Annotated in this window: 19 protein-coding genes and 1 pseudogene; 8 read left to right on the top strand and 12 right to left on the bottom strand. The window is 59.9% G+C overall.

Going from position 1 to position 20,979, the window contains the following annotated elements; translation table 11 throughout:
- Window positions 1-37 precede the first annotated feature (37 nt).
- Together AB8810_RS16635 and AB8810_RS16630 are read right to left on the bottom strand one after the other, a co-directional pair.
- On the bottom strand, window positions 38-1,228 hold the full coding sequence (locus tag AB8810_RS16635; protein ID WP_179570863.1) for a hypothetical protein: 1,191 nt from the start codon (window positions 1,226-1,228) through the stop codon (window positions 38-40).
- Window positions 1,164-1,691 carry a hypothetical protein gene (locus AB8810_RS16630; RefSeq protein WP_369914271.1) on the bottom strand — a complete coding sequence of 176 codons (528 nt, stop codon included), beginning with the start codon at window positions 1,689-1,691 and terminating at the stop codon, window positions 1,164-1,166. Before AB8810_RS16630 ends, AB8810_RS16635 begins: the two co-directional genes overlap by 65 nt.
- A gap of 17 nt (window positions 1,692-1,708) precedes the next feature.
- On the opposite strand from AB8810_RS16630, the gene AB8810_RS16625 reads away from it, so the two are divergent.
- Entirely contained in the window at window positions 1,709-2,575 is an 867-nt protein-coding gene (locus AB8810_RS16625) for a nucleotide-binding protein (RefSeq protein WP_255432855.1), read from the top strand.
- Between the two features lie 51 nt (window positions 2,576-2,626).
- Here AB8810_RS16625 and AB8810_RS16620 read toward each other — a convergent pair whose 3' ends face one another.
- Entirely contained in the window at window positions 2,627-3,052 is a 426-nt protein-coding gene (locus AB8810_RS16620; protein ID WP_369914269.1) for a hypothetical protein, read from the bottom strand.
- A gap of 329 nt (window positions 3,053-3,381) precedes the next feature.
- Here AB8810_RS16620 and AB8810_RS16615 point away from each other — a divergent pair, with 329 nt between their 5' ends.
- Genes AB8810_RS16615 through AB8810_RS16605 form a run of 3 tightly spaced genes read left to right on the top strand, consistent with a single transcriptional unit; the run spans window position 3,382 to window position 6,800 of the window.
- Window positions 3,382-4,056: a VWA domain-containing protein gene (locus AB8810_RS16615; RefSeq protein ID WP_369914268.1), complete on the top strand. Its 675-nt coding sequence runs from the start codon at window positions 3,382-3,384 to the stop codon at window positions 4,054-4,056.
- Window positions 4,056-4,865 carry a PP2C family serine/threonine-protein phosphatase gene (locus tag AB8810_RS16610; protein WP_369914267.1) on the top strand — a complete coding sequence of 270 codons (810 nt, stop codon included), beginning with the start codon at window positions 4,056-4,058 and terminating at the stop codon, window positions 4,863-4,865. The genes AB8810_RS16615 and AB8810_RS16610 overlap by 1 nt, the downstream gene beginning before the upstream one ends.
- Window positions 4,866-6,800: a hypothetical protein gene (locus AB8810_RS16605; protein ID WP_369914266.1), complete on the top strand. Its 1,935-nt coding sequence runs from the start codon at window positions 4,866-4,868 to the stop codon at window positions 6,798-6,800.
- Window positions 6,801-6,826: 26 nt separating this feature from the next.
- On the opposite strand, the gene AB8810_RS16600 is transcribed toward AB8810_RS16605, so the two are convergent.
- Window positions 6,827-7,669: a hypothetical protein gene (locus AB8810_RS16600; RefSeq protein WP_255432859.1), complete on the bottom strand. Its 843-nt coding sequence runs from the start codon at window positions 7,667-7,669 to the stop codon at window positions 6,827-6,829.
- Window positions 7,670-7,861: 192 nt separating this feature from the next.
- Window positions 7,862-7,960 (bottom strand): annotated as a pseudogene (locus AB8810_RS16595) (DUF4236 domain-containing protein); the annotation flags it as partial.
- A 173-nt stretch (window positions 7,961-8,133) separates the two neighbouring features.
- Between AB8810_RS16595 and AB8810_RS16590 the strand changes: the two are divergent.
- Both AB8810_RS16590 and AB8810_RS16585 read left to right on the top strand, forming a co-directional pair.
- A complete protein-coding gene (locus AB8810_RS16590) occupies window positions 8,134-8,538 on the top strand; it encodes an H-NS family nucleoid-associated regulatory protein (RefSeq protein ID WP_179570869.1) in 405 nt (134 codons plus the stop codon).
- A gap of 271 nt (window positions 8,539-8,809) precedes the next feature.
- Window positions 8,810-13,393 carry an RHS repeat-associated core domain-containing protein gene (locus tag AB8810_RS16585; protein ID WP_369914265.1) on the top strand — a complete coding sequence of 1,528 codons (4,584 nt, stop codon included), beginning with the start codon at window positions 8,810-8,812 and terminating at the stop codon, window positions 13,391-13,393.
- Between the two features lie 524 nt (window positions 13,394-13,917).
- On the opposite strand, the gene AB8810_RS16580 is transcribed toward AB8810_RS16585, so the two are convergent.
- Entirely contained in the window at window positions 13,918-14,571 is a 654-nt protein-coding gene (locus tag AB8810_RS16580) for a hypothetical protein (RefSeq protein ID WP_369914264.1), read from the bottom strand.
- Between the two features lie 352 nt (window positions 14,572-14,923).
- Here AB8810_RS16580 and AB8810_RS16575 point away from each other — a divergent pair, with 352 nt between their 5' ends.
- The gene (locus AB8810_RS16575; RefSeq protein ID WP_369914263.1) at window positions 14,924-15,256 is read left to right on the top strand and encodes a hypothetical protein; all 333 of its coding nucleotides are present in this window, start codon (window positions 14,924-14,926) and stop codon (window positions 15,254-15,256) included.
- A gap of 149 nt (window positions 15,257-15,405) precedes the next feature.
- Here AB8810_RS16575 and AB8810_RS16570 read toward each other — a convergent pair whose 3' ends face one another.
- The 4 genes from AB8810_RS16570 to AB8810_RS16555 form a co-directional block, all read right to left on the bottom strand.
- Entirely contained in the window at window positions 15,406-16,146 is a 741-nt protein-coding gene (locus AB8810_RS16570; protein WP_369914262.1) for a DNA/RNA non-specific endonuclease, read from the bottom strand.
- A 358-nt stretch (window positions 16,147-16,504) separates the two neighbouring features.
- The gene (locus tag AB8810_RS16565) at window positions 16,505-16,885 is read right to left on the bottom strand and encodes a hypothetical protein (protein WP_369914261.1); all 381 of its coding nucleotides are present in this window, start codon (window positions 16,883-16,885) and stop codon (window positions 16,505-16,507) included.
- A complete protein-coding gene (locus tag AB8810_RS16560) occupies window positions 16,882-17,196 on the bottom strand; it encodes a hypothetical protein (protein ID WP_058363005.1) in 315 nt (104 codons plus the stop codon). Before AB8810_RS16560 ends, AB8810_RS16565 begins: the two co-directional genes overlap by 4 nt.
- A gap of 46 nt (window positions 17,197-17,242) precedes the next feature.
- Window positions 17,243-18,016 carry a hypothetical protein gene (locus AB8810_RS16555; protein WP_369914260.1) on the bottom strand — a complete coding sequence of 258 codons (774 nt, stop codon included), beginning with the start codon at window positions 18,014-18,016 and terminating at the stop codon, window positions 17,243-17,245.
- A gap of 44 nt (window positions 18,017-18,060) precedes the next feature.
- Here AB8810_RS16555 and AB8810_RS16550 point away from each other — a divergent pair, with 44 nt between their 5' ends.
- On the top strand, window positions 18,061-18,477 hold the full coding sequence (locus AB8810_RS16550) for a helix-turn-helix domain-containing protein (RefSeq protein ID WP_369914259.1): 417 nt from the start codon (window positions 18,061-18,063) through the stop codon (window positions 18,475-18,477).
- Between the two features lie 51 nt (window positions 18,478-18,528).
- Here the strand turns inward: AB8810_RS16550 and AB8810_RS16545 are convergent, their stop codons facing one another.
- Together AB8810_RS16545 and AB8810_RS16540 are read right to left on the bottom strand one after the other, a co-directional pair.
- Window positions 18,529-19,869 (bottom strand): AAA family ATPase, encoded by a 1,341-nt coding sequence (locus AB8810_RS16545; RefSeq protein WP_206228431.1) that lies wholly within the window; start codon window positions 19,867-19,869, stop codon window positions 18,529-18,531.
- A complete protein-coding gene (locus AB8810_RS16540; protein WP_206228430.1) occupies window positions 19,866-20,822 on the bottom strand; it encodes a reverse transcriptase family protein in 957 nt (318 codons plus the stop codon). The genes AB8810_RS16545 and AB8810_RS16540 overlap by 4 nt, the downstream gene beginning before the upstream one ends.
- Window positions 20,823-20,979 lie beyond the last annotated feature (157 nt).

The following is a 20,979-nucleotide window of genomic DNA, read 5'->3' as shown; positions in this document are numbered from 1 at the left end:
TCCAGTTATTTGACTTTAGGGGGGGGGCGAAAAATTGCTAGGGACGGGGGCCGCGGGATTTTCTTGGCGCCGTGGGGGGTGTAGCATTCGACTCGGGCTCCGCATCAGGCTCGGGCTCCGCATTAGGAAAGAGTGACTCTAGCTCCGAGGTCACCGTATTTATGAGTTCTGCACTAATCTGTTCTCGTCGTTTCACGCGGAATTCTCGGGCGCCATCTAATATTTCTTTCAAACTCAGATCAAGATTGACGCTGTCGTCGATGCGGCCAACGTAGATGTCTATCTTGCCTTTGACCGCTGTCAAAAGTCTTCCAAGTTTCATGTGGCTGTCCAGTTCGAGCCACCCGGGATGCCGGTGCATGGTTGGGCTGGCGCCTATTGTTAGTAGAGTGATAAATTGGATTCCATTGTCTCGGGAGCAAATGCTCTCAGGTTCGAAGTCGGACCAAATATCTGCCGCTACCTGGCTCTTCTCAATGCTCGACGCTACAGTGTGGTCGATAACACGTGGTTCTTCTTTGGATTTTCTGCGTGTTGTTCTTTGGCGTTTATTAGTGTTGGGATATCTCTCAGCAAGTTTCGCTTTGTATAGAGATTCTGCATTTTCTCGATATGAATCGTAATGTTCTGAGATTGCGCGTAGCGCTGAAAGCGGTGTTGCTATAATCGCGTCGGGCTCGTATGCAATGTAGTGAACCCAGCTCAGTAGTTTTCTGGATTCTTCGCTTACTTGTATGGCGTTCTCGACGTCTCTGGCAAAATCCATGAGTCGAATAAACTGCGGCTCGGGTATTTTCTCTTGACTAGCTCGCTCGGGCGAAATCTGATGGACGGAGAAGTTTCCGCAGCTGTCTGCGCACTTCGCTTGGAAGATTGCTAGTCTGCTTAATTTATCTGTCACTCTCAAGATTAACGCAAAATCTGCGCCAGTCGATGGTTCCGCATTTCTGGCGTTTCCGCTTTTGGCGAATCGGATCCAGTTGAGGTCAGGTTCCTGCGAGAGGGCTTGGAAGCACCAAGGGGCAGTGGCGGCTATGGCTCCAAGAAGAGCTCCTGTAGTTGTTTCTTCGTCGGCATTGCTGAAATACTCGCTACAAATGAATCCATTGCAGGCGAGCTGAAATGTAGCTGACAGGGCGCTGCGCTCCAGTTCCTCGCCAAAGTCAGGAAGCATCTTTTCGAATATCGATTGAAGTGAGTTGGGTGTCTCGGGGAGAGGGGCTGTCATGATCTCCTACGCTCTGCTTCCAAGTCGTTTGGAGTATACCTAACGTTTTGGCTCGAGTGATACGTCGCGCATTGGTTCCCAATGTTAGCTGATCTTCGTAGACGGCAGCAGCTCTACTTCGCCATCGGCTAGGCAGGGGTCGATTGATGGATTGAAGATCCTTCAGTGCCGGTGGATAGGGTGCTCCCTTGTCGGCCAGCCACTCCATCACCTCCCAAACATTTTTCGACTCCCAAGCTGCGGATTTTTGCAATAGCTCTTCGTAGAACGATTGCATCAATGCGACTTCCATCAGCGTTCCGTCGAGATATCTGGCGACTTCACTGAAGTAGCGGAACTCGCGGACTTTTTGCACTTCGCCATTAATGGTTCTCTGGAGTTGCCATCCTCTGCTGTCGTGTTGCAACTGGATTAGCTTCATCCCCAGCTTGCCAAACAGTCTTTCTGCGCGGTTTTTGTCCATTGCAAATTTCCCTTCCGATGCTGAAGACTATTCGGCTCGCTATGGCTGTCAAGGGTGCAATCAAAGATAAGGCAAAAGGGCGTTTTCTTTCCAAATCCGCTACTATCTTCCTCTCAGGAATCGAAAGACAGGGCCGGATGATTGAGGTCGTTCGTAGCAAGGAGCAATACCGCGCGCTGGTCGATGCTTCACTGGACAGGGAGTTGGAACGGGCCAGGGTCGGTCTGACCCCGTCGGTCAGTAGTAGAGCAGCGGCAAAATTCCTTGGTGTCCATGTCGACACCCTCGGCCAGTGGCGTCGGCGGACACCGCCATTGGGTCCTGCTTTTCAAAAAGGGGCAGGGGACAACGAGGGCGGAGCCAACCAGCACGTCCGCTATCTGATTTCCGTCTTGGAAGAGTGGCAGTCGGCCCGAACGGGGAAGACGGTCAAAGAACGGCGGCTCATGGATGAACTGGAGCGCGTGAAGCAGCGGGCTCGGGAGTTGGAAATGGAGCTTGAGCTCCAGTCCCTGCGAGAGCAGGTCGCTCGAATGACCAGGAAAACGGGTCGAGTGCTGGCCTTGGAGACAGTGAAGGAGTGCTTGCAAAACACCCATCACTGGGTGGTGGCGGAGGGGCGTGTCCTCGGCCATGTCTTGACCGTGCCTGCTGAAGCGCTTGAGATCGCCTTGGAGGGCGGGGACGTATTGGATGCCACGCTTAACGAGGTGCTCGGCATGTCGTGGGTCAACAGCGACAAGCGGGACGTCTTTGCGCAGCAAATGGACCAGGCTCTAGGCGAGCTGGCTGGGCGCTTGGCGCAAGAGCGCTCTGCACAACGCTCTCGGGATTTGGATGCGCAGCTTCCTCCGGCCCGGGAAAGCACGCGCACTCCTTTTTAAGCGAGAAAGGTCTTTCCACTGCCATGGTGAGCTAGGGAGCCAACCCAGCCATCACCGCGAGGATCGGTTCCGCTTGTCTGTGGTCAAGGGCCTAAGCCGGATCTGCTGGTCGCTGACGCTCAGCTCTGCGAGAGGTCCCTTTAAGGCCCCAAGCTGCACAACACTCGTTTGAAGGATGTTCAGTGAGCCCAGCCTTGAAGATTGCTTGGCGTTGCGATCGTAAGCAATGGCAATGAGCCCACCTGCATTGAACACCAGTGCGCTTGCTCCAATGGCCGCGCAGCCAGCGGAAACCTTCTTCACACCCGCGTCCACCATGACGAGCCGAAAACCATTGACCGTAGTGTCGGCACTGACGTGCCATCCGGCTTTTATTGCCTCCTTGGCCTGAGGCGAAAGGTTGGACGGAGCCGGGCGTGGGCACCGCGCATCGGCCTGCACCGGCTGCTTTGCCGACGGCAGTTGAGCGGTAGGCACTAGGCGAAGGGTTCCTACCCTCTCGGTCGACAGGGCGGGCGTTCCCGCATTCAACGGCGGCAGCGCTGATGCTGTCGCTGCGGCTTCTTCTTTAACGTTCCCATTTGGCACGGCCCTTGCTGAGCCTGCGACGCGCGCCATCAACGCTGTCGCCAGAATAAGGATTACGGCTGCAGAGACAGCCAAAGGAGCCCAATCCGCGACTCCCTGCGGGGCCCAGGCTGGCAATGAGGCGGGGTTAGGGTGGGTGGCCATAGCCCATCATAGATTGGGTTGGAAGGCGGAGCTATGATGGCGCTTCAAGCCAAGGGACAGGGAGATCCAGCGTCATGAATGATTTTGAACAGGTTCCTTTTGGGGCCAGCGATTTTGCCGAGAACCCTGAGAACCGCTGCGCCTGCCTGCTGTTGTTGGATACCTCTGGGTCCATGGCTGGCAAGCCGATCGAGCAGCTCAATGCGGGCCTGCTGCAGTTTCAAGAAGAGTTGAACTCGGACTCGCTCGCCGCTAAGCGGGTGGAGGTTGCCATTGTCACTTTTGGCCCGGTCCAGACCGTGACCGAATTCGTCACGGCAGACAGCTTCTATCCTCCCGTGCTGTCGTGCACTGGCGATACCCCGATGGGCGCTGCGATCGAACAGGGCTTGGAGATGGTTCGGCAGCGCAAGGAGATCTACAAGGCCAACGGCGTCTCCTACTACCGGCCTTGGGTGTTCCTCATTACTGACGGGACGCCGACTGACTCGTGGCAACGCGCCGCAGCCTTGGTCCGGGAAGGGGAAGCGACGAAGAACTTTCAGTTCTTCGCGGTTGGCGTGCAAGGGGCAGACATGCACATCCTCGGCCAGATCTCCACGCGTGCACCGCTGAATCTGAAGGGGCTCCAGTTCAAGGAACTCTTCAAGTGGCTGTCCAACTCCATGAGCGCAGTGTCCCGTTCGACCCCGGGCGACAATGTGCCTCTGGTGAATCCCACGGCCCCGGACGGGTGGGCCAGCGTGTAATGGAGCTGCAGGACTGGCGCGTCGTTGCGGCGTCCTCTATTGGCACGTCCCACATCAAGTTTGGGACGGATTGCCAGGACGCCTATGAACAGGAGTTCTTCCCAGAGCACAGCGCCGTGCTCTTGGTGGCGTCCGATGGCGCGGGAAGTGCCTCGCAATCAGAAACCGGTGCAAAGCTGGCAGCGGCGGAGATCCGGGACTGCGTGCGCAATCACTTTGAAGACGGCCATGGTGTTGCGGAGCTAACCCGGGACGTGGTCTTGAACTGGCTCGCCGGCGTTGCGGCCCGCATTGCGCACCGGGCCACGGCCGACGGGTTGGAGGTCAGAGAGTATGCGTGCACGTTGGTGGCGGCCATCGTCTCGCCGACCCACGCATGCTTCTTCCAAGTGGGCGATGGGGCCATTGTCATCCGCCCCCGCGGAGATGACTGGGCCTATGTGTTCTGGCCTCAGCACGGGGAATACATCAACACTACGGTCTTTGTCACCGATCCAGCTGCTGTTTTGAACGCAGAATTCTCGTGCAATACAGGCCCCGTGGATGAGGTCGCGGTGTTCACCGACGGCATCGAAGCCTTGGTGCTTCACCAAGCGACGCAGAGCGTTCATTCGCCTTTCTTCGACAAAATATTTGCGCCCGTTCGCGCGCTGGATGGCCCGGGCTACAACGAAGAGTTGTCCTCCAAGCTGGAGGCCTATCTTTCCTCGCCGGTGATCTGCGAACGGACGGACGACGACAAGACGCTGCTGCTTGCCAGTCGGCTGGCGAAGCTGCCCGACGCACCGGTGCTAGCCGAGGACTCCTAAGTGGCCTCACCTGTTCTGGTTGGCAAGGCCGGACCGGTCCGTCTGGGGAAACAGCTGGGCAAGGGGGGCGAGGGGACGGTCTTTGAAGTCGAGGGAAGGCCGGACTCGGCCGCCAAGATCTATTTGGCGGCGATCAGCAGTGAGAGAGCGGACAAGCTGGTGGCCATGGCCGCGCTGCGGACCGCCGCGCTGGATCAGCTCACCGCCTGGCCCACTGACGTCTTGCGGCAATCAGATGGCAAGGTCTGTGGCTTCGTCATGGTCAACCTTCGCACGTCGAAGGACATTCATAAGCTCTACAGTCCGAAAAGCCGTCTAGCGGAATTCCCTCAGGCCGACTGGAGACTGGTCGTTCGCGCGGCTTTGAACACGGCCCGTGCGTTCTCGGTCCTCCACCAAGCGGGTCACTTGGTTGGGGACGTCAATCACGGAGGCGTGCGGGTGTCACCCGATGCGACCGTGAAGCTGATCGACACAGACAGCTTCCAGATTTCGCACCAAGGGCGCACCTTCCTCTGTGAGGTCGGCGTCCAAGACTTCACGCCGCCCGAACTCCACGGAAAGGCCTTCAAACAAGTCACACGAACCGCTAACCACGACAACTTCGGCTTGGCCGTCCTGATTTTCCAGATGCTCATGAATGGTCGGCATCCCTTTGCTGGCCGATACAGTGGGCCAGGCGACATGCCAATCGAGAAGGCAATCCCTGAGTTCCGCTACGCCTACGGCAAAGACACTGCGCGGACCCGCATGAGCCCGCCGCCATTGAGTGCCTCGCCGGCCGCGGCATCGCCTTGGGTTGCAGGCCTTTGGGAAAAGGCCTTTGGCATCGAGGGAGCCAAGCCAGGCGAGCGCCCCAAGGCAGAAGACTGGGTCCAGGCCCTGACGAAGCTGGAGCAGCACTTCAAACGGTGTTCTTCCAGGCCATCGCATTTCTATTTCAATGGGCTTGCTGAGTGCCCATGGTGTCCGATTGAACGCGCAGGTATTGCGCTCTTTGGCGGTGCAGAGGTCGTCATCCCCAATCTGCCCTCGGGTCCCTTCAACCTAGATTCGGTTTGGCGAGATATCACGACGGCAGTGTTGCCACCCATGCATGCGCTGCCTCAGTTAAAGGCAGTGCCTGCCAATCCCCAGATTCAAGCCTTGGGCAGCCGGCGCACCTTCTGGAAAACGACAGGGTGGCTGGTGGGGCTGCTTATCGCGGTGCTTGGCATCTCACTTTCTGCAGTGTTAGCCCCAGTGTGGGCGTGCCTGGGGTGGTTGATGGGCGCGTGGATCAACAGTCGTGGCCGTTCGGACCTGGGGCCGCTGTCGTCCGGCTACCAGCAAGCGAAAGCCCAATACGACGGCCTCGTCGCTCGATGGAAGCAAGAGCAGGCGGACCCCCAGCTTCAGTCGAAGCAAAATCAGCTTCGCCCGCTGCGCGATGAGCATGCCGGTCTGCAGGAGGAACGAGAGAGGCGCTACCGAGCCCTGTTCAATAATCGTCGGCAGAGCGCTTTGAGACAGTTCTTGGATCAGTTCGAGATTGAACGGGCTTCCATTCCTGGGATTGGCGCAGCGAAGAAGGCGATGCTTGAGTCGTTCAACATAGAGACCGCAGCGGATGTCAATCGCAACGCAGTTCTGAATGTTCCAGGCTTTGGCCCGGCGCTGACCGACCGCTTGCTGAAGTGGCGACAGGAAAGGGAGGCGCGATTCCGTTTCGACCCTAATTCTGCGATCGACCCCAGGCAGGTCGCAGATCTGGACCGGACCATTCAATCACGAAGGGCTCAGATCGAAGCGGACCTGATGGCTGGCCGAGCCGCTATCCTTCAGATGCGACAGGCAGCGATGGCCCGTCGCAGGTCCTTGGAAGAAGCCATGCGTGCTGCGGTGGATGCTTTCTCACAGCGGACAGCGGACGCCAGGGCTGCCGGGGTTCTTTAAAAGACACTGCTGACGGAGGGGCTCGTTCAGGCCAACTCCCTCGGCATGACTCGAGACAGGCCCGCGATGGCTGAGGCGAACCCAGCGGCTGACCCGAGCCGGGACACCTGCAGGAGCTCGTTGAGGCCGGTATCACTGCGCAAAGCGACCTCCTCGTATTGGCACACTGGGATTTCCCGGTTGTCCTTGAAGCGGCGGTCAGGACCGCCCTTCTTATTGACATAGCGCCAAGTGCGATCAACGACCGTCGCGTCACGCGGAACGCCGCCGTCTTCGACAAAGCGAGTGGATGACACCAGGACCTGTAGCCCTTGGTAGCTCACCGCGCCAACGCCATTCGAGTCATAGACCAGGACACGGTCTGGGAAGAAGTGAAGGGTTTGCGTGCCGACGTTGACAGCGATTGTCTGGATGTTGGTCTGCACAAACGGAGGTGGCGCCGACACAAATCGTGTCAGCTTTCGCTCGACAACGGTTCCTGCCCCAGCATGGTATTTCCTGTCAAACACCTTTGCATGCGAGGACACATGCCAAGTAGCGCTGGCCGACGCCAGGGCATTCGCTCCTGCGTGGAGTGCCTCTAAGGCCTTCTCCATCGATTCGTCCAGCTCATACATCAAAACCACGGTCTTCCGAAGCTGATCCTTCTGGTGCGCCGCAATGATGGCTCCCATTGCTAAAATGGCCAGCACGACCAGTGCCCAGTTCGGGGCCTGGTTGCCGGCCGCGATCAGAAGCACCAGCGACGAAACCACGGCAACGCCTGGCCAGATGCGCCATTTCTGCTTCTTGGCGTTGAGCTCTTCCAGCAATGCCTGGGAGGACGAGTCCACAATCGTGGTCGCGTTGGCCGAGTCGATCTCGACCATCGGGCCATGGGTATGTGAGAAGTCGGGTGGTTGCTGGGTAGGGGCTGGATAGGGCGGGGCTCCGAAAGCGGGGCGGGCGGGACCACGTGGTGAAGGTGGACTCGAGCTCGAGGATCCGGCAGGGATGGTGGCGCGGTAGTAGATGCCGCCGGCGCCCATGTGCACGTAGTTGCCCCGAGGCCCAGTGCCGACCCGGAACCCTTTGAACCCAGCGGACACGCCGACGCCACCCTTGGATAGGTTGAACCGTAGCGGCCCTACCCGAACGCTCTTGCGTAGATACAGTCCCATGCTCAGGCCCCCTTTAGGCTCCATGCCGAGCAGTTGTATAGCATGGTCAGCATAGCCCCAAGCTGCTGCTATTTGTCGCTGGAAAAGGCAATGTCCAAGCGAGTTGGTGGCTAAATCCTTTAAACTCCGGACCTCCGGGATAAGACCCATGTTCCTAACAGGCGATGCGCTGAATGAGTAAGAAAACCATTGAGTCGATCACCTCTGCCAAGGCCAAGCTCGAAGAAGAGCTCCGCAAGCTTGAAGAGCAGGAAGCGGCTCTCCGCCAAGAACAGGCCGCCGCCGCTGTCGCGGAAATCACGGGCCTGCTGAGCCAATACAGCGAGCACTTCACCCCGAAGCAGAAGGCGGAACTGGCAGTCGCCATCGGCGCCAGCAGCCCGGGCCGCGGTCCCAAGTCCGCTCCTAACCAGGCCAAGAAGGAAGTCGCCCCCAAATATTGGCTGCCACATACCCATGAGACCTGGAGCGGCCGGGGCCGTCCCCCGCGCGCCTTCACGGCATGGGAGGGCACTGCTGCTTACAAGCAGTGGAAGGCTGGTCACCCGGACGAGAAGTTTCCGAAGTATCCGGGCTAAGCGCTGGTCCCTTTGTAGGAAGACGCTATCGGTAGAGCGCAAGCTCGCAGCTCATCTATGAGCTTGGCAGAGCGGTGGGCGTCGTAGAGCCCAGGGGCTCAGCGCTACGGAGTTGCCGGGCGGCTAGCTGGGCTGGGCCGGTCGGCCCAGCAAAAAAGTTTTTGGCGTCTCAGAATTTGCAACAAAGGAGCGATACGATTCGTCGGTGCCGGGCAATGCCCGCGCACCGCGGTCATCGCCTACAACTCTATCCAAGCTCAAGGATGACGCTATGTCGAACCCCCACGTTCGTCTCTCCCGCCGTATCGGTGTGGCCTGCCTGTTGTTGCTTGCCGGGATGCTGGTTTCGCCGCTGAGCTACGCGGCGCCGCAGCCGCAATACGGGCCACCCTATTCGGCCAACTCTACGAGCGGCTCGGCCGCCTTTCCGACGGTTGGTCAAGCGGTGCAGTTCATCCATGACGGGATCATGCGGCTGTGTGAAAGCGGCACGGGAGGTTGCGTCAACCCGCCTGTCATTACCGATTCCTACAGCGACGGTTTCACTGCTGCCTATGTTTATTCAAACGGGAGAGAGTGGGGGCGGGTCTATGCGAACGACAACATCGCAGGCCAGGGGTCGCCAGCCAAGAATGCGGGCAGTTGCAACGCCATGTGCACCGGCGGCCTGGGCCAGCAGGGCGACAACACGGGCCCGCATGGCAGCAGCGGCGACGCGGCGCTGAAACAGGGTGGCGTGCATCGGGGCAGTTCCTTCGAAGGCGACCCGATCAATACCGCCACCGGCAACATGTTCCGTCAGGACACCGACTACGACTCGCCGACCTGGCTGACGCTGCGCCGCTTCTACAACAGCAAGACCTTCGTCACCTCGGTCGCGCTGGGCAAGCAGTGGCGCCACTCGTTCGAACGCACGCTGGACGTTATGTTGTCTGGCGTCGCCAATGGCGGCAGCCGGGTCGAGGCCCGGCGTCCGGATGGCGGCGTGGAACGGTTCCGCCTGAGCAACGGAGTGTGGACGACGGATCCGGACATGCCCGACATCCTGACCGAGCGCCGGGACAGCGCAGGTCTGTTGCTGGGCTTTGCGTTGGAGGTCAGGGCCACGCAGCAGACGGAGATCTACGACACTGCTGGCCTGCTGCGCTCGGTCTTCGACCGCATGGGTCAGACGGTGCTGACCCTGGACTACAGCGATCCGCCGACGGTGCCCGGCACCAAGACCCCACCCAACCTGCTGCAGCGGGTGACCGACGCGGGTGGCCGCTCGCTGAGCTTCGCTTATGACAGCAATAGCCGCCTGAGCACGGTCACTTTGCCGGATGGCGGCACGCTGACTTACGGCTACGACACCACCGGCAACCTGACCTCCGTGCAATACCCGGATAGCAAGACGCGCCAATACGTCTACAACGAGCAAGCGCTCACCTCCAAGGCCAATCTGCCTACGGCCCTGACCGGGGTTATCGACGAGAAGGGCGTTCGTTTCGAGAGCACAAGCTACGCCAGCGGCGGCAAGGCGATTTCGTCGAGCTTCGCTGGCAATGTCGACGCCACGACGGTCGAATACGCGGCCTCGACCCAGAACTGGGGCATCCCGGCCACGGTCACCTCGCCATTGGGCACAAAGGTATTCCTGAGCTACACCGATAGCGGCTATGGCGCTTTGAAGCCGACCGGTGCCAGTGTGGCGTGCGGCGAGCAATGCAACCAGCCGTGGAAGTCGTTGACCTACGATGCCAACGGCTACCCTGCCTCGACGACCGACTTCAAGGGCAACATCACCAAGACCACCTATGCAGCCGGTGGCCTGCTCACCCAGCAGATCGACGCTTCGGGCACGGCACAGCAGCGCACGACCAACACCACCTGGAACACCAGCCTACGCGTGCCGCTGACCCGGATCGTGCTCGATGCCGCCGGTGCCACGGCGGCCAAGAGCGCATGGACCTATAACGCACGAGGCCAGCAAACCGCACGCTGCGAAGTCGATCCGTCCGTGTCCGCCGCCATGAGCTACACCTGCGGCAGCGCCGCCAACGCGCCGTCCGGCGTGCGCCAGTGGCGGACGAGCTACTGCGATACCGTCGATGGCACGCAGTGCCCGCAGATCGGATTGGTGCTGAGCCAGGACGGCCCGCGCACCGACGTGGCTGACACCACCACCTACCGTTACTACCTGACCGCCGACGAATCCGGCTGCGCCAGCGTTGGCGGCGCCTGCCATCGTGCAGGGGACCTGTATCAGGTGGTCGATGCGCTGGGCCGAGCCACCACCTATGTGGCCTACGATCGCAACGGCCGTCCGTCGCGCACCCAGGACGCCAACGGCCTGATTCGCGACCTCACTTACACCCCGCGCGGCTGGGCGGCATCGAGCACGCTGCGCGCGAATGCCGACGGCACGTCGTCGGACCAGGACCAGACCACGCTCGTCGCCTACGATGAGGTGGGCAACGTCAGTAAGGTCACCGACCCCGACGGCACGGTCGTCACCTACGGCTACGACGCCGCGCATCGCCTGACCGACGTGACCGATGGTGCCGGCAACACGATCCACTACTCGCTGGACCCGTCCGGCAACCGGTTCAAGGAAGACACCAAGGACGCGTCCGGCACGCTCAAGCACACGCTGTCGCGGATCTACAACAAGCTCGGCCAGCTGGCGACCCAGGCCACCGCCGAGGCCGATCCCACCGACTTCAGCTACGACCTCAACGGCAACGTGCAGTTGGTCACCGACGCACTCAAGCGGAAGACGCAGACCGACTACGACCCGCTGGACCGGGTCAAGCAGACCCTACAGGATGTCGGCGGCATCGCTGCGAAGACCCAGTTCGAATACGACGCCCTCGATCGCACCACCAAGGTCACCGATCCCAAGGGCCTGGCGACGAGCTACCAATACAACGGGTTCGGTGACGTGCTCAAGCTGACCAGCCCCGACACCGGCGTAACCAACTACACCTATAACAGCGCCGGTAACCTCGCGACCCAGACCGACGCGCGCGGCACCAAGACCAACTACGTCTTCGACGTGCTCGGCCGCCTGGCCAAGGCGACCTACGCGGACAAGGCGCTGATCGCCACCTACACCTACGATGCGAGCCAGACCGTTTGTCCGGCCGGCGAAACCTTCGCGCTGGGGCGTCTGAGCAAGCTGCAGGACGGCAGCGGGTTGACCCAGTATTGCTACGACCGCTTCGGGCGCGTGGTGCGCAAGGTGCAGACCACAAACGGCAAGGCGCTGACCGTGCGCTACGCCTACACCAAGGGCGGCCGCCTGAGCCGGGTGACGTATCCGGACGGCGCGGTAGTGGACTACGTGCGCAACGCGCTGGGGCAGGCGACGGAAGTTGGCGTCACGGTCGCAGGCGGCACCCGGCAGACGCTGCTCGGCGGCGCCATTTACTATCCGTTCGGCCCCAGCGCCGGCTGGTCCTACGGCAACGGGCGGCCGATGCAGCGAGTGCTGGACCAGGACTACCGCCCGCTGGCGATCCAGGACAGCCGCAGCGACGGCCTCAACATCGGCTTCGCCTTCGACCCGGTCGGCAACCTCACCGCGCTGACCGCGCCGGGCAACACGGCACCCGTGGTTAGCCTGGGCTACGACAACCTGGACCGGTTGACCGCCTTCAAGGACGGCCCGACCGGCGCCGTGATCGACGGCTACAGCTACGACGCCACCGGCAACCGGCTGAGCGCCCAGGTCAACGGCAGCACCCAGACCTACAGCTACCCGACCGACAGCCACCGCCTGGCAAATGTGGCCGGCGCCGCGCGCAGCTACGACGCCGCGGGCAACACCACTGCCATTGATGGCACGACACGCACGTTCGCCTACGACGCGACCGGGCGCCTGAGCCAGGCCACGCGCAGCGGCACGCTGGCGATGGAGTATCGCTACAACGACCGCGGTGAGCAGGTGCGCCGCTTCCTCGGCACGACCAACACTTACACGGTCTACGACGAAGCCGGCCACTGGCTGGGCGACTACGACACCAACGGCAAGGCGCTCCAGCAGGCGATCTGGCTCGACGACCTGCCGGTGGGCGTGCTGGCTGGCACCACGTTGAACTACATCCAGCCGGACCACCTCGGCACCCCGCGCACGGTCATCGACCCGGTGCGCGATGTAGCGATCTGGACCTGGGACCTCAAGGGCGAGGCGTTCGGCAACACGCCGCCGGACCAAGATGCGGATCGCGATGGCACGGCGTTCGTGTTCGGTATGCGTTTTCCCGGCCAGCGCTACGACGGTGCGACAGGGCTCAACCAGAACTATTTCCGAGACTACGACACGGGCAGTGGGCGTTATGGGCAGAGTGATCCAGAAGGTCTGACCGGGGGGATCAATACATACGCGTATGTAGACTCCAGTTCGTTGATGTTTTCTGACCATCTGGGGCTTGAAAAGGATCAGGCGTGCGTGGCCAGCTATACGGCTGCTGGGGCGGTCTGCGGAGGAGCTGTTGGTTACTATGGCGGCGGTATTGCTGGTGCGATTGGTGGTGGATTTGTATGTGCCCCCTCAGGCCCAGGCGCTGCGGCATGTGCGGCGGGTGGGGCAATGGCCGTTAGTCCTGCCGGAGGAGCCCTCGGCTCCATTGTTGGCGGTGTCACTGGGCATGCGATGGGCAATGCGATGTGCCCAAATGAACCTGATGACTCTGAGTTCTGCCATCAACGATACGAAGCGGAGCTTGCGACATGCAGAGGACTGGGGCGCGCGGAAAGGGCAGGCCGAGTCAAGAAAGGAAGCGCAGCGAGGTGCTATGGTTCGGCTGAAGAAAGATTGAATGCTTGTCTCAATAATAGGCCTGAGCCTCCTTTCCACGGCTGGCCACAATGAGGAACGCCATGTTTGAAGATTATCGCCATTTGGTTTATACCCATGCTCGTGATGGGCGATGGTATGTTCGCGTGGATAGGGTTTTGGGCGATAGGGTCGACTTTTACACGGAGATAGAAATTCCGTCTGTGGAGTCTGTGGACCAGTGGGACGTTTTTGATAAGCTCGGGGAAACTCTTGGGAAGACTATTTGCATTGATAGTCCATCAATAAGAAGAGAGCTGAAGATTGATGGTGATTAATACTTCAAGATAACCTCGGGTAGAGGTTGCTCCTTTGCAACGCAATCCCAGTCCGAGGCGTGGTGGCGCATGCGGTTTTTTCTGACATCGCGGCGGGGTAGTGTCTGATTGCCCTTCAGGGCTTGCCAGAGCCAAACTCTCCCCGTCGTCCAGGCCACTTCACCCACCATGGTTGGGGGACGGGGGCCAGAACCTCCACCTAAGCGCCGACGACCAAAGGCCTCGCATGCGAGGCCTTTGCTTTTTGTGCCTAAGGGCTCCTTGGTTAGGCAGGGAACTGTGTCAAAGCCAGTAGCCGACCTGCGGGGCGCCGTTCACTAGGGTGAGCGCTGCGGAAGTAGCATCATCGGCGGTAGGGTTGGAAGGAAACGTCACGCCGCCAAACACGACTTTGGATTGCTTGCAGGCGAGGAAGAAGGGGTAGTAACGAGAATAGTCCATGGTGGCACCGTCGACGCCCGTGTGGCTGCCGACTTCCCCGCCGAGCACGTAGAAAGCTGGTGCACCCGAAATGTCAGCGCTCATTTCGTCCAAGAATTCCTCGCCCAGCAGGAAGGCATTGTCGCGATGTGCTCCATTCGCGTAGACGCCATTCCCATCGGCGTTCGGGCCCGTGGCGAATACGATAAGGCATGGCCCGGCGCCAACGCTCCCGAACACCGTTGCCGCCTCCAGCTCAATGCCTACCACCTCTTGGTCTTGCTCGAACTCGTCAGTGAACGCCACCTCACCGCGTTGAAGGATTGGATTGGCGCCGCTGATGATTTGCTTGATGGCGTTGTCCGCGGTGGTTTCCAGGGCCTGTCTAACTGCCAATGGCACATCATCCAATGCGATGATGTCCTCGCCCTCCATGAAGTTGTCATCGATCGGATTGTAGGAGTAGCCCGAGTTCTGGTCGGTCCACAAGCCTTCATCGTCGTCGTAGTTCCACATCGCTGCATTCCTCGAAGTTGTTGTTTGTTTAAAGCCAGATCCCAAAGCGATTGGAGCGGCATCAGTCCTGACGCGGACCAGCCTTTCTGAAAACGCCATCGCGTCCCTCGCGTGAAAGCACTACAGGAAGGGGCAGGGATCCTCCACTCAGACGTCGACAACCAACGGCCTCGAATGCGAGGCCTTTGCTTTTTGCGTCTAGGGGAAGCTGGAAATGCCGTAGGAAGGGCCGCTGTTCGGCACACATTTGTCTATCTTCGTAGACGTTTTGAGCGGCCATTGGGCTTGCGCTTGCGCACCCATCTGGCCAGCAGTAGCGTTTTGGCGACGCTTTCTCGTCAAGGAACGAACGATGAAAACCTTCTCTGGAGCATTGCTCGGATTGGCCGTGCTGGCTGCTGGCTTTTCTCCGGTCGCCAAGGCGGCGGACCAAGTGATGAACCCGGCCGACATCATCGAGGGCATGGGGGAGCGCGTGCCGCCTGGCAAGAAAAACGTCAGCCTGTCGCCACTCTTCAAGGCTTACACCTTCGAGAAGGCCGGCCTCAAGTTCGTTCAAATCAACTCGCTGCAGGATGACGTCATCACGGTCATCGTCGTGACCCCGGGCGCCGAATCCCGCCTGCCAATTGGCTCGGCCGCGGCCCAGCCGCTGCTCGTGCTCAAGGATGACGCCGCCAGCTGAGTTGGCGTCCTAAGGGCGCTATCCCGTTGGGGCGCCTACCTAGAGGCTCAGGCTGGCCTCTAGGTTGCTGCCTGGCCGCGGCAAGCCTGCCAAAAGAAAACCCCAGGTGACCTGGGGCTTTAGAGGGGGCGTGTTGCGCCGGCGCGTGCTCAGCTCAGATCGCAGTTGCTCGGCAGCGCCCACGTCGAACTCGGCAACATGTTCTTCACCGTGGCCGACGCCGTGATGCCGACATTGCTGGCACCGATGAGCTCTTCCAGGTCGGCGATCGAGACGATGTAGTCGTCCAGCGCACCCAGCCCGGTTTCGTTCGGAATGATCCAGCTGATGGCCTTCTCCGCGCCCGTGCTCGGGTCGGTGGTGATGATCGTCTTCCAGAAGTATTCCGGTGTCCGAATGCCGTGGCTCGACAAGAAATAGTCGTTCGACGTGTCGCCGAAGACCACGCCGCCGTAGACCTTCACCGGCTTGATGTCGCGGTAGCACTCGGCCACGTTCTCGGCCTGCACCCAGATGCCCTGATTGAAGCCAGACACCTGCGGCACGATGTTGGACATCAGGTTGGCGCGAACGATGTAGGTCGCGTTGTAGTCCATGTGGTTGGACGTGACCAAGTGGCCGCGGTCGTAGCCCGAGCGCACGCTGGCGTAGGACTTGGTCGAGGTCTGGCCGCCGCAGCCGCTGGGCAGTGTGGTGTCGAGGTTGAAGTCAGACGGGCGAGCCGCGGAGCCTGTGTCCGCGTTGAGCGAGTATTCGTAGCGCGTGGCCGTGTGGGCGGTGCAGTCGTAGGTCAGGGTGTAGCCACCCTTGTTGAGGGTGACGACCTGGGCCTGGGCAGCAGCGCTGAACGTGGTGAGCAGGAATACGGCGAGGAAGATCCGGAATCGCATAGCGGCACATCTCCATGTGTTTTTTGGGGACGCACGAACCCTGCAGGCACGGGCGATGCCGTTGCCTCTTGAAGGACGCGCAAGTTGACGGAGGTGAAGCAGACAGCGAGAGCTGGCTCGGTTGGCCAGTGTGGTGGGGGATACAGCCACCGCGCCCCTTTGCCACGGAGTGGCACGCGGTGATCACAGATATCTAACAGAGCGCCGCCGGGGTCAACCGGGGATTGGCCAAGGTGTGACCTGGTCCCAAGACGCCATCGCTGTAAACCGGCATCCACAGCGATGCAACAAGGGCAGGGTATGGAGCAAAAAGAAAGCCCGGATTGCCGGGCTTTTTGATGCGGATGCTCTATCGGAATCAACTGGTCAGCTGCACCCACAGCACCAGCAACACCATCGGCAGCCCGCTCAAGAGAGAAAAGATCCAGAAGGACCCCATCAGAGCCAGCGGCGTCATCACCCACCACTGTCCAGCAGTGAACCCCCGGTCGCGCTGCCGAGCCGCACAGGCTTCTTGCGGGTAGAGGCGCTCCGCTTTCCGCAGGCCGCGCCGGGCCATCAGCGGCCCGACGATGAAGCCAAACGGCCCGAGCAGGAGCAGGGTCCACGAGAACCACCAGAAGAACCGGTTGTGGGGCGTCATTACTTTCCTGGGAGCGGCGCGTGGCGCGCCGTCCCCACGGAAACCGGCCACAGCACCCGCCGGCGTGCCGGCCATCGGGTCAGGGTTGGTCTTCATTTCGCGTAGGCCCTCCAGGTTCCGGATTCCCGCACGTAGCGCAGGTTCTTGCTCAGCGGAATCGGTACCTGCCGGCCCTCAATGTTGAGCACGGCTTGGCCGCGGGTATCGCAGCGGTAGCCGTCCGCGCCCTCCGCTTCCACGCAGCCGGTGAGTTCGAAGTTCTGGATGTCGGTGACTTGGCCAGCGCCGCTCTGTTGAAGCAGCCTGACGAATGCTTCCTTGGCGTCGTCGGCCGACGGCTTGCCGCTGCAGGCGGTGAGGCCCAAGGCCATGGTCAACGCGACCAGGCCGATCCATGCTTTTTTCATGTCGTTCCTTTGCTGAGGGATGGGTAGGGTTGGCGAAGCGGGGGCCTTACTTGTCGCGGTTCCCGTCCGGCTTGAAGCCCGCGATCCAGAGCCGGGTGTCCTTGAGGGGCGTCAGCAGGCCGCTGGCCCCCGGATGCAGATCTGCGGTCTGGAGGAAGCCAGAGACCCAGGCCACGCGCAGGGCGACGTCGACGGCGCGATCGGCGACGCCGGGCCGGCTCACGTTGACGACGAAGGGTTGTGCCGGCGGGTTGGGACCCGTGGAGCGCTGGCTGCTGGTGTTCGGCTTGCTGGACGGCACTCGAATGCCGTTGAGGGTGTCCCTTCCTTTCCAGAGAGCCGACGTGTTGAGCTCGGCTGTCTCTCCCAAGTCGTCGGTCTCAGCCAGCGGGGCATCGGCGCAGGCCCGGAAGGTCTCGACGCTCGAGGCAGTGGGGCCGGTCCAGATGCGAGCCTCGACGGTCCAGCAGGGCAGCTTCTCGCCCCACTCGACGTAGGTCAGCGCCACCCGGGGCCACTCCAGCTTCCCGAGCTGTGCCGCCTGGTGGTTGTCGCCCTTGAAGAGCCCGGGCAGCTTCCCGGCGCCACTGAGGGGCGTGTAGGTAGGACCGCTGCCGCTACTGCCGGCCTGGGCAGTGGACTTGCCCCCTGCATTCGGCTTGATGCCCACCATTTGCTTGCCGGCGTCCTTGAGGCTGCCGCCGAGCTGCCGGAAGAAGCCAGGCTTCTGGGCTTGGGTGTCCTGGGCTTGGGCGGCGGTGGGAGCGACCAGCGTCAATGCCAGGAGCGCAACGAACGCTCCTTGTCCTGCGTGCTTCATAGGAAAAGCCCCTGTAGACCGCCGGCCTGGCGGCATTTGCAAATATGGCAAATGCAGCGCAGGATTGGAAGCGGCAGACTTGCGGGTCAATTCATCATTCGTTGGCCTTCATGCCTGCTCCGCTGCCCCCAGCTTCAATCTTCGGCCGCCGTCTTCGTGAGGCCAGGCTTGCGCGGGGCATGAATCAAGCTGCCTTGGGGGCTGTTCTCGGGCTTGAGGACGAAAACACTGCCGCCCCCAGGATTTCGCGATACGAGCGAGGGGACCGCATGCCCGACAACGAAAGCATGGCAAAGCTGGCGGAGGCCTTGGAGTTGCCTGTGGCCTACTTCCATGCTGTCAGTGAGCCAATGGCAGGGGCGATCTTGATGATGTCGCAACTAGCTGAGGAGGAGCAGGAGGAGCTGCTGCGTAGGATGCGCGACTTCGTCCGAGACAGTTTGCGCGCCACCGAGGAGTAATAGCTGGGAAAGGTTTCGCCAATGGGCCTGCGCGGAACCACTGAGTCGCTCTCAACCATGGGGAGGTGGCAAGAGGCCATCTAAGATTTTGGCGATTTTCTGGAAGTCGACTTCGTATCTCTTTATCAGGTAATCAAAAATCTCCTCCTGTGTTGCGATTTTCTTCTCTTTAAGGTGATTTTCGAAGTCCTTGTCGCTAGTAAAGTTGTTTCGTGGGGTGATGAAAGGGAACGCGGGATCATCTTGCCTGGCTGCCCATAGCGCTTTTTCCACGCTTTCCAATGGGAGCGTGTGGATACTCGCGTGTTGAGCGTATTTTTCCTTGTATTGATCGCCGTCAAGGATCGCAATCACTTTCTCCGGAGCCGCCAGGAATCGATCCGATTCATTGCTTTCGATAAGGCCCGCAACTTGAGACGCTCCTCCGATGTAAATCACCTTGTAGCTCAGTAGCGTTGTTGGACAGTACCTTTTGACAAGGTGGTGGATTAGCGAAATAAGCTTCTTGTCTTCCGCCACGATATACCTGTCAAATCCGACGAACCCGAACAGTCTCGCCATTGCATAGCTGTAAGAGGTAGGCCTGATAGAGGCGTGGCCAGCCTCACCATCCATGTAGAAGAGCTCGTCGACTTCGAGCTGTTGCATGAGGGCGAGGGAATGAGTGGTGAAAAGAATTTTGCGGTCATATTGAGCACAAAACCCGCGCAGCCAAGCAGGAAGGTTCGCTTGGGCTGCCGCGTCTAGTGATAGGTCGATCTCGTCGATCACCAAGAGCTTCGATGGACCCTTGATTGTTCGGTAGAGATTGATGAGGAAGTGCTCTCCAGAGCTTAAGTAGTCCTCGCGGATGTAAGTGCCGTTTTCCCTAACAAGAGCGTAGAAGCTTTTCCCCTTAACCCGGACTTCAACCATTTTTGAGTAGTGGTCTGTCTCGTAGACCGAGTTGAGAAAGCTGATTAGCTCATCAGGGCTCCGATAGGTTTCCAGAGCAATGGATTTCCGAATGTCTAGATCGGCCTCACTGGCGCTTCTAAAGAAGTTGAATCGGGCCCCATAAGGCATGGGGAGCTCGGCTGCTATGAGGTCTCGCAGTGCCGCAGGGATTTGGTCACGGCAGTTAAGGGAGCGAATTTCACTGTCATAAGCAAAGGTGATCTTCGCCCCATCGAGGTCATAGACGATACGACTGTTTGCCGAGAAAGCGTAGGGCGTGGCAGTTCTCACAAACGTGTCTGCGTTCGATAGGTTCTTGAGGGCTCTTACCAGCGTTGTCTTTCCTGCCCCATTTCGGCCGACAATGCACATTAGGCTGTTCGTCGCCAGATCCACATCGAGGTTTAGGTTCGCCACATGCTGGATGGCTTCAAGGGTTACCTGAAGGCGGCTCATTGGGCCGACCTATGGAGAAGGCTATCGATGATGGTGGTGCCAAACTTGGATCTCAGCTTCTCGAAATAGGCGGGATTCGCTGCATATGCGTAGCTGATCAGGCCGCTGAGCCGTTCCAGGCCTTCTTCCATTCCCTCGCCGCGCTCCTCTTCAAAGATCTTCGCAAGGCGCGAGCGGTCGCGGATGTAAAAATGTATCCAAGATTCGATCCGGTTCCTGACATCTCGATCGATGACAATGGCCCCTGTGGGCAAAATGACTAGTCCCAGTAGCTTAATCTTTCTACCGATAGTCGTTAGCTTGCTCTTGCTTTGGTTGAGATTGAAGCCATCTCCAAGTTTGGAAGTGAGGCACTCCTCAATGACTTGGCTTGCATCCGCAATAGCTGAGCGATCACTCGCAGAGATGATGATGTCATCTGCGTATCGAGTGTAGATCCAGCCGCGTGTTTGGCTGATTTCAGCCAAGCGCTGGTCGAAGTCCAGTAAGCAAGCGTTACTCAGAAGTGGAGAGGTTGAATAGCCTATGGGGAGTTTGCCGTCGATAGTGAGCAGCCCAAGGATGTGCTCCAGGTGGTCGGAGAGGTCCGCCACGGGTGTTTGAGTTCCCTGGAGCACTGTCCGAACCAGCGGCGCAGTGATGCTGTCGAAGAACCTTTCTAAATCCGTTTGGAAGAAGGCGCGACTCCCGGAATGCGGCTCCACTGCCTGCAGAAGGGTCGACCCTTTGCGGTAGGCGAAGGAAACAGCCGTGTTAACCGGAAGATGTTCAAGGAGAAACCCGTTAAGAAAGAAGTGAAAATCCTTCAAGGTCTTAGAGGGCTTGTAAATCGTCCGCGTTTTCCAGCGGACCGGGCTGTAGTGCTCCTGTGGCTTGAGTGCCAGGAACTCTTCGAATCTATACTTCCCGTGATACATGGCGTCGAACAGCTGTTGAAGCGGCCGTGGGGTCATGGATCACTTGCCTTGTGCAATCGTCGATTAGTGAAGCGTAGCCGATTGCCCTTTCTAAAGCGCACATACGAAATGCCCGGTCGGGCGTAAGCCTGCGACCGGGCATGCGTAAGTAGATGAAACGCCCTAGGGACCAGACATTAGACTGGAGCTACTC

It is taken from the genome of Xanthomonas sp. NCPPB 3005 (assembly GCF_041228095.2).
Taxonomy (GTDB): Bacteria; Pseudomonadota; Gammaproteobacteria; order Xanthomonadales; family Xanthomonadaceae; genus Xanthomonas_A; species Xanthomonas_A bonasiae.
This window is presented reverse-complemented; position numbering and strand designations above follow the sequence as displayed.

Coding starts and splice junctions, on each gene's coding strand:
- AB8810_RS16625 (WP_255432855.1), top strand. CDS start 1,709: ATGCTGAAGACTATTCGGCTCGCTATGGCTGTCAAGGGTGCAATCAAA.
- AB8810_RS16545 (WP_206228431.1), bottom strand. CDS start 19,869: ATGAGCCGCCTTCAGGTAACCCTTGAAGCCATCCAGCATGTGGCGAAC.
- AB8810_RS16540 (WP_206228430.1), bottom strand. CDS start 20,822: ATGACCCCACGGCCGCTTCAACAGCTGTTCGACGCCATGTATCACGGG.
- AB8810_RS16580 (WP_369914264.1), bottom strand. CDS start 14,571: ATGTGGAACTACGACGACGATGAAGGCTTGTGGACCGACCAGAACTCG.
- AB8810_RS16585 (WP_369914265.1), top strand. CDS start 8,810: ATGTCGAACCCCCACGTTCGTCTCTCCCGCCGTATCGGTGTGGCCTGC.
- AB8810_RS16635 (WP_179570863.1), bottom strand. CDS start 1,228: ATGACAGCCCCTCTCCCCGAGACACCCAACTCACTTCAATCGATATTC.
- AB8810_RS16600 (WP_255432859.1), bottom strand. CDS start 7,669: ATGGTCGAGATCGACTCGGCCAACGCGACCACGATTGTGGACTCGTCC.
- AB8810_RS16555 (WP_369914260.1), bottom strand. CDS start 18,016: ATGAAGCACGCAGGACAAGGAGCGTTCGTTGCGCTCCTGGCATTGACG.
- AB8810_RS16565 (WP_369914261.1), bottom strand. CDS start 16,885: ATGAAGACCAACCCTGACCCGATGGCCGGCACGCCGGCGGGTGCTGTG.
- AB8810_RS16610 (WP_369914267.1), top strand. CDS start 4,056: ATGGAGCTGCAGGACTGGCGCGTCGTTGCGGCGTCCTCTATTGGCACG.
- AB8810_RS16550 (WP_369914259.1), top strand. CDS start 18,061: ATGGCAAATGCAGCGCAGGATTGGAAGCGGCAGACTTGCGGGTCAATT.
- AB8810_RS16630 (WP_369914271.1), bottom strand. CDS start 1,691: ATGGACAAAAACCGCGCAGAAAGACTGTTTGGCAAGCTGGGGATGAAG.
- AB8810_RS16590 (WP_179570869.1), top strand. CDS start 8,134: ATGAGTAAGAAAACCATTGAGTCGATCACCTCTGCCAAGGCCAAGCTC.
- AB8810_RS16560 (WP_058363005.1), bottom strand. CDS start 17,196: ATGAAAAAAGCATGGATCGGCCTGGTCGCGTTGACCATGGCCTTGGGC.
- AB8810_RS16575 (WP_369914263.1), top strand. CDS start 14,924: ATGAAAACCTTCTCTGGAGCATTGCTCGGATTGGCCGTGCTGGCTGCT.
- AB8810_RS16570 (WP_369914262.1), bottom strand. CDS start 16,146: ATGCGATTCCGGATCTTCCTCGCCGTATTCCTGCTCACCACGTTCAGC.
- AB8810_RS16615 (WP_369914268.1), top strand. CDS start 3,382: ATGAATGATTTTGAACAGGTTCCTTTTGGGGCCAGCGATTTTGCCGAG.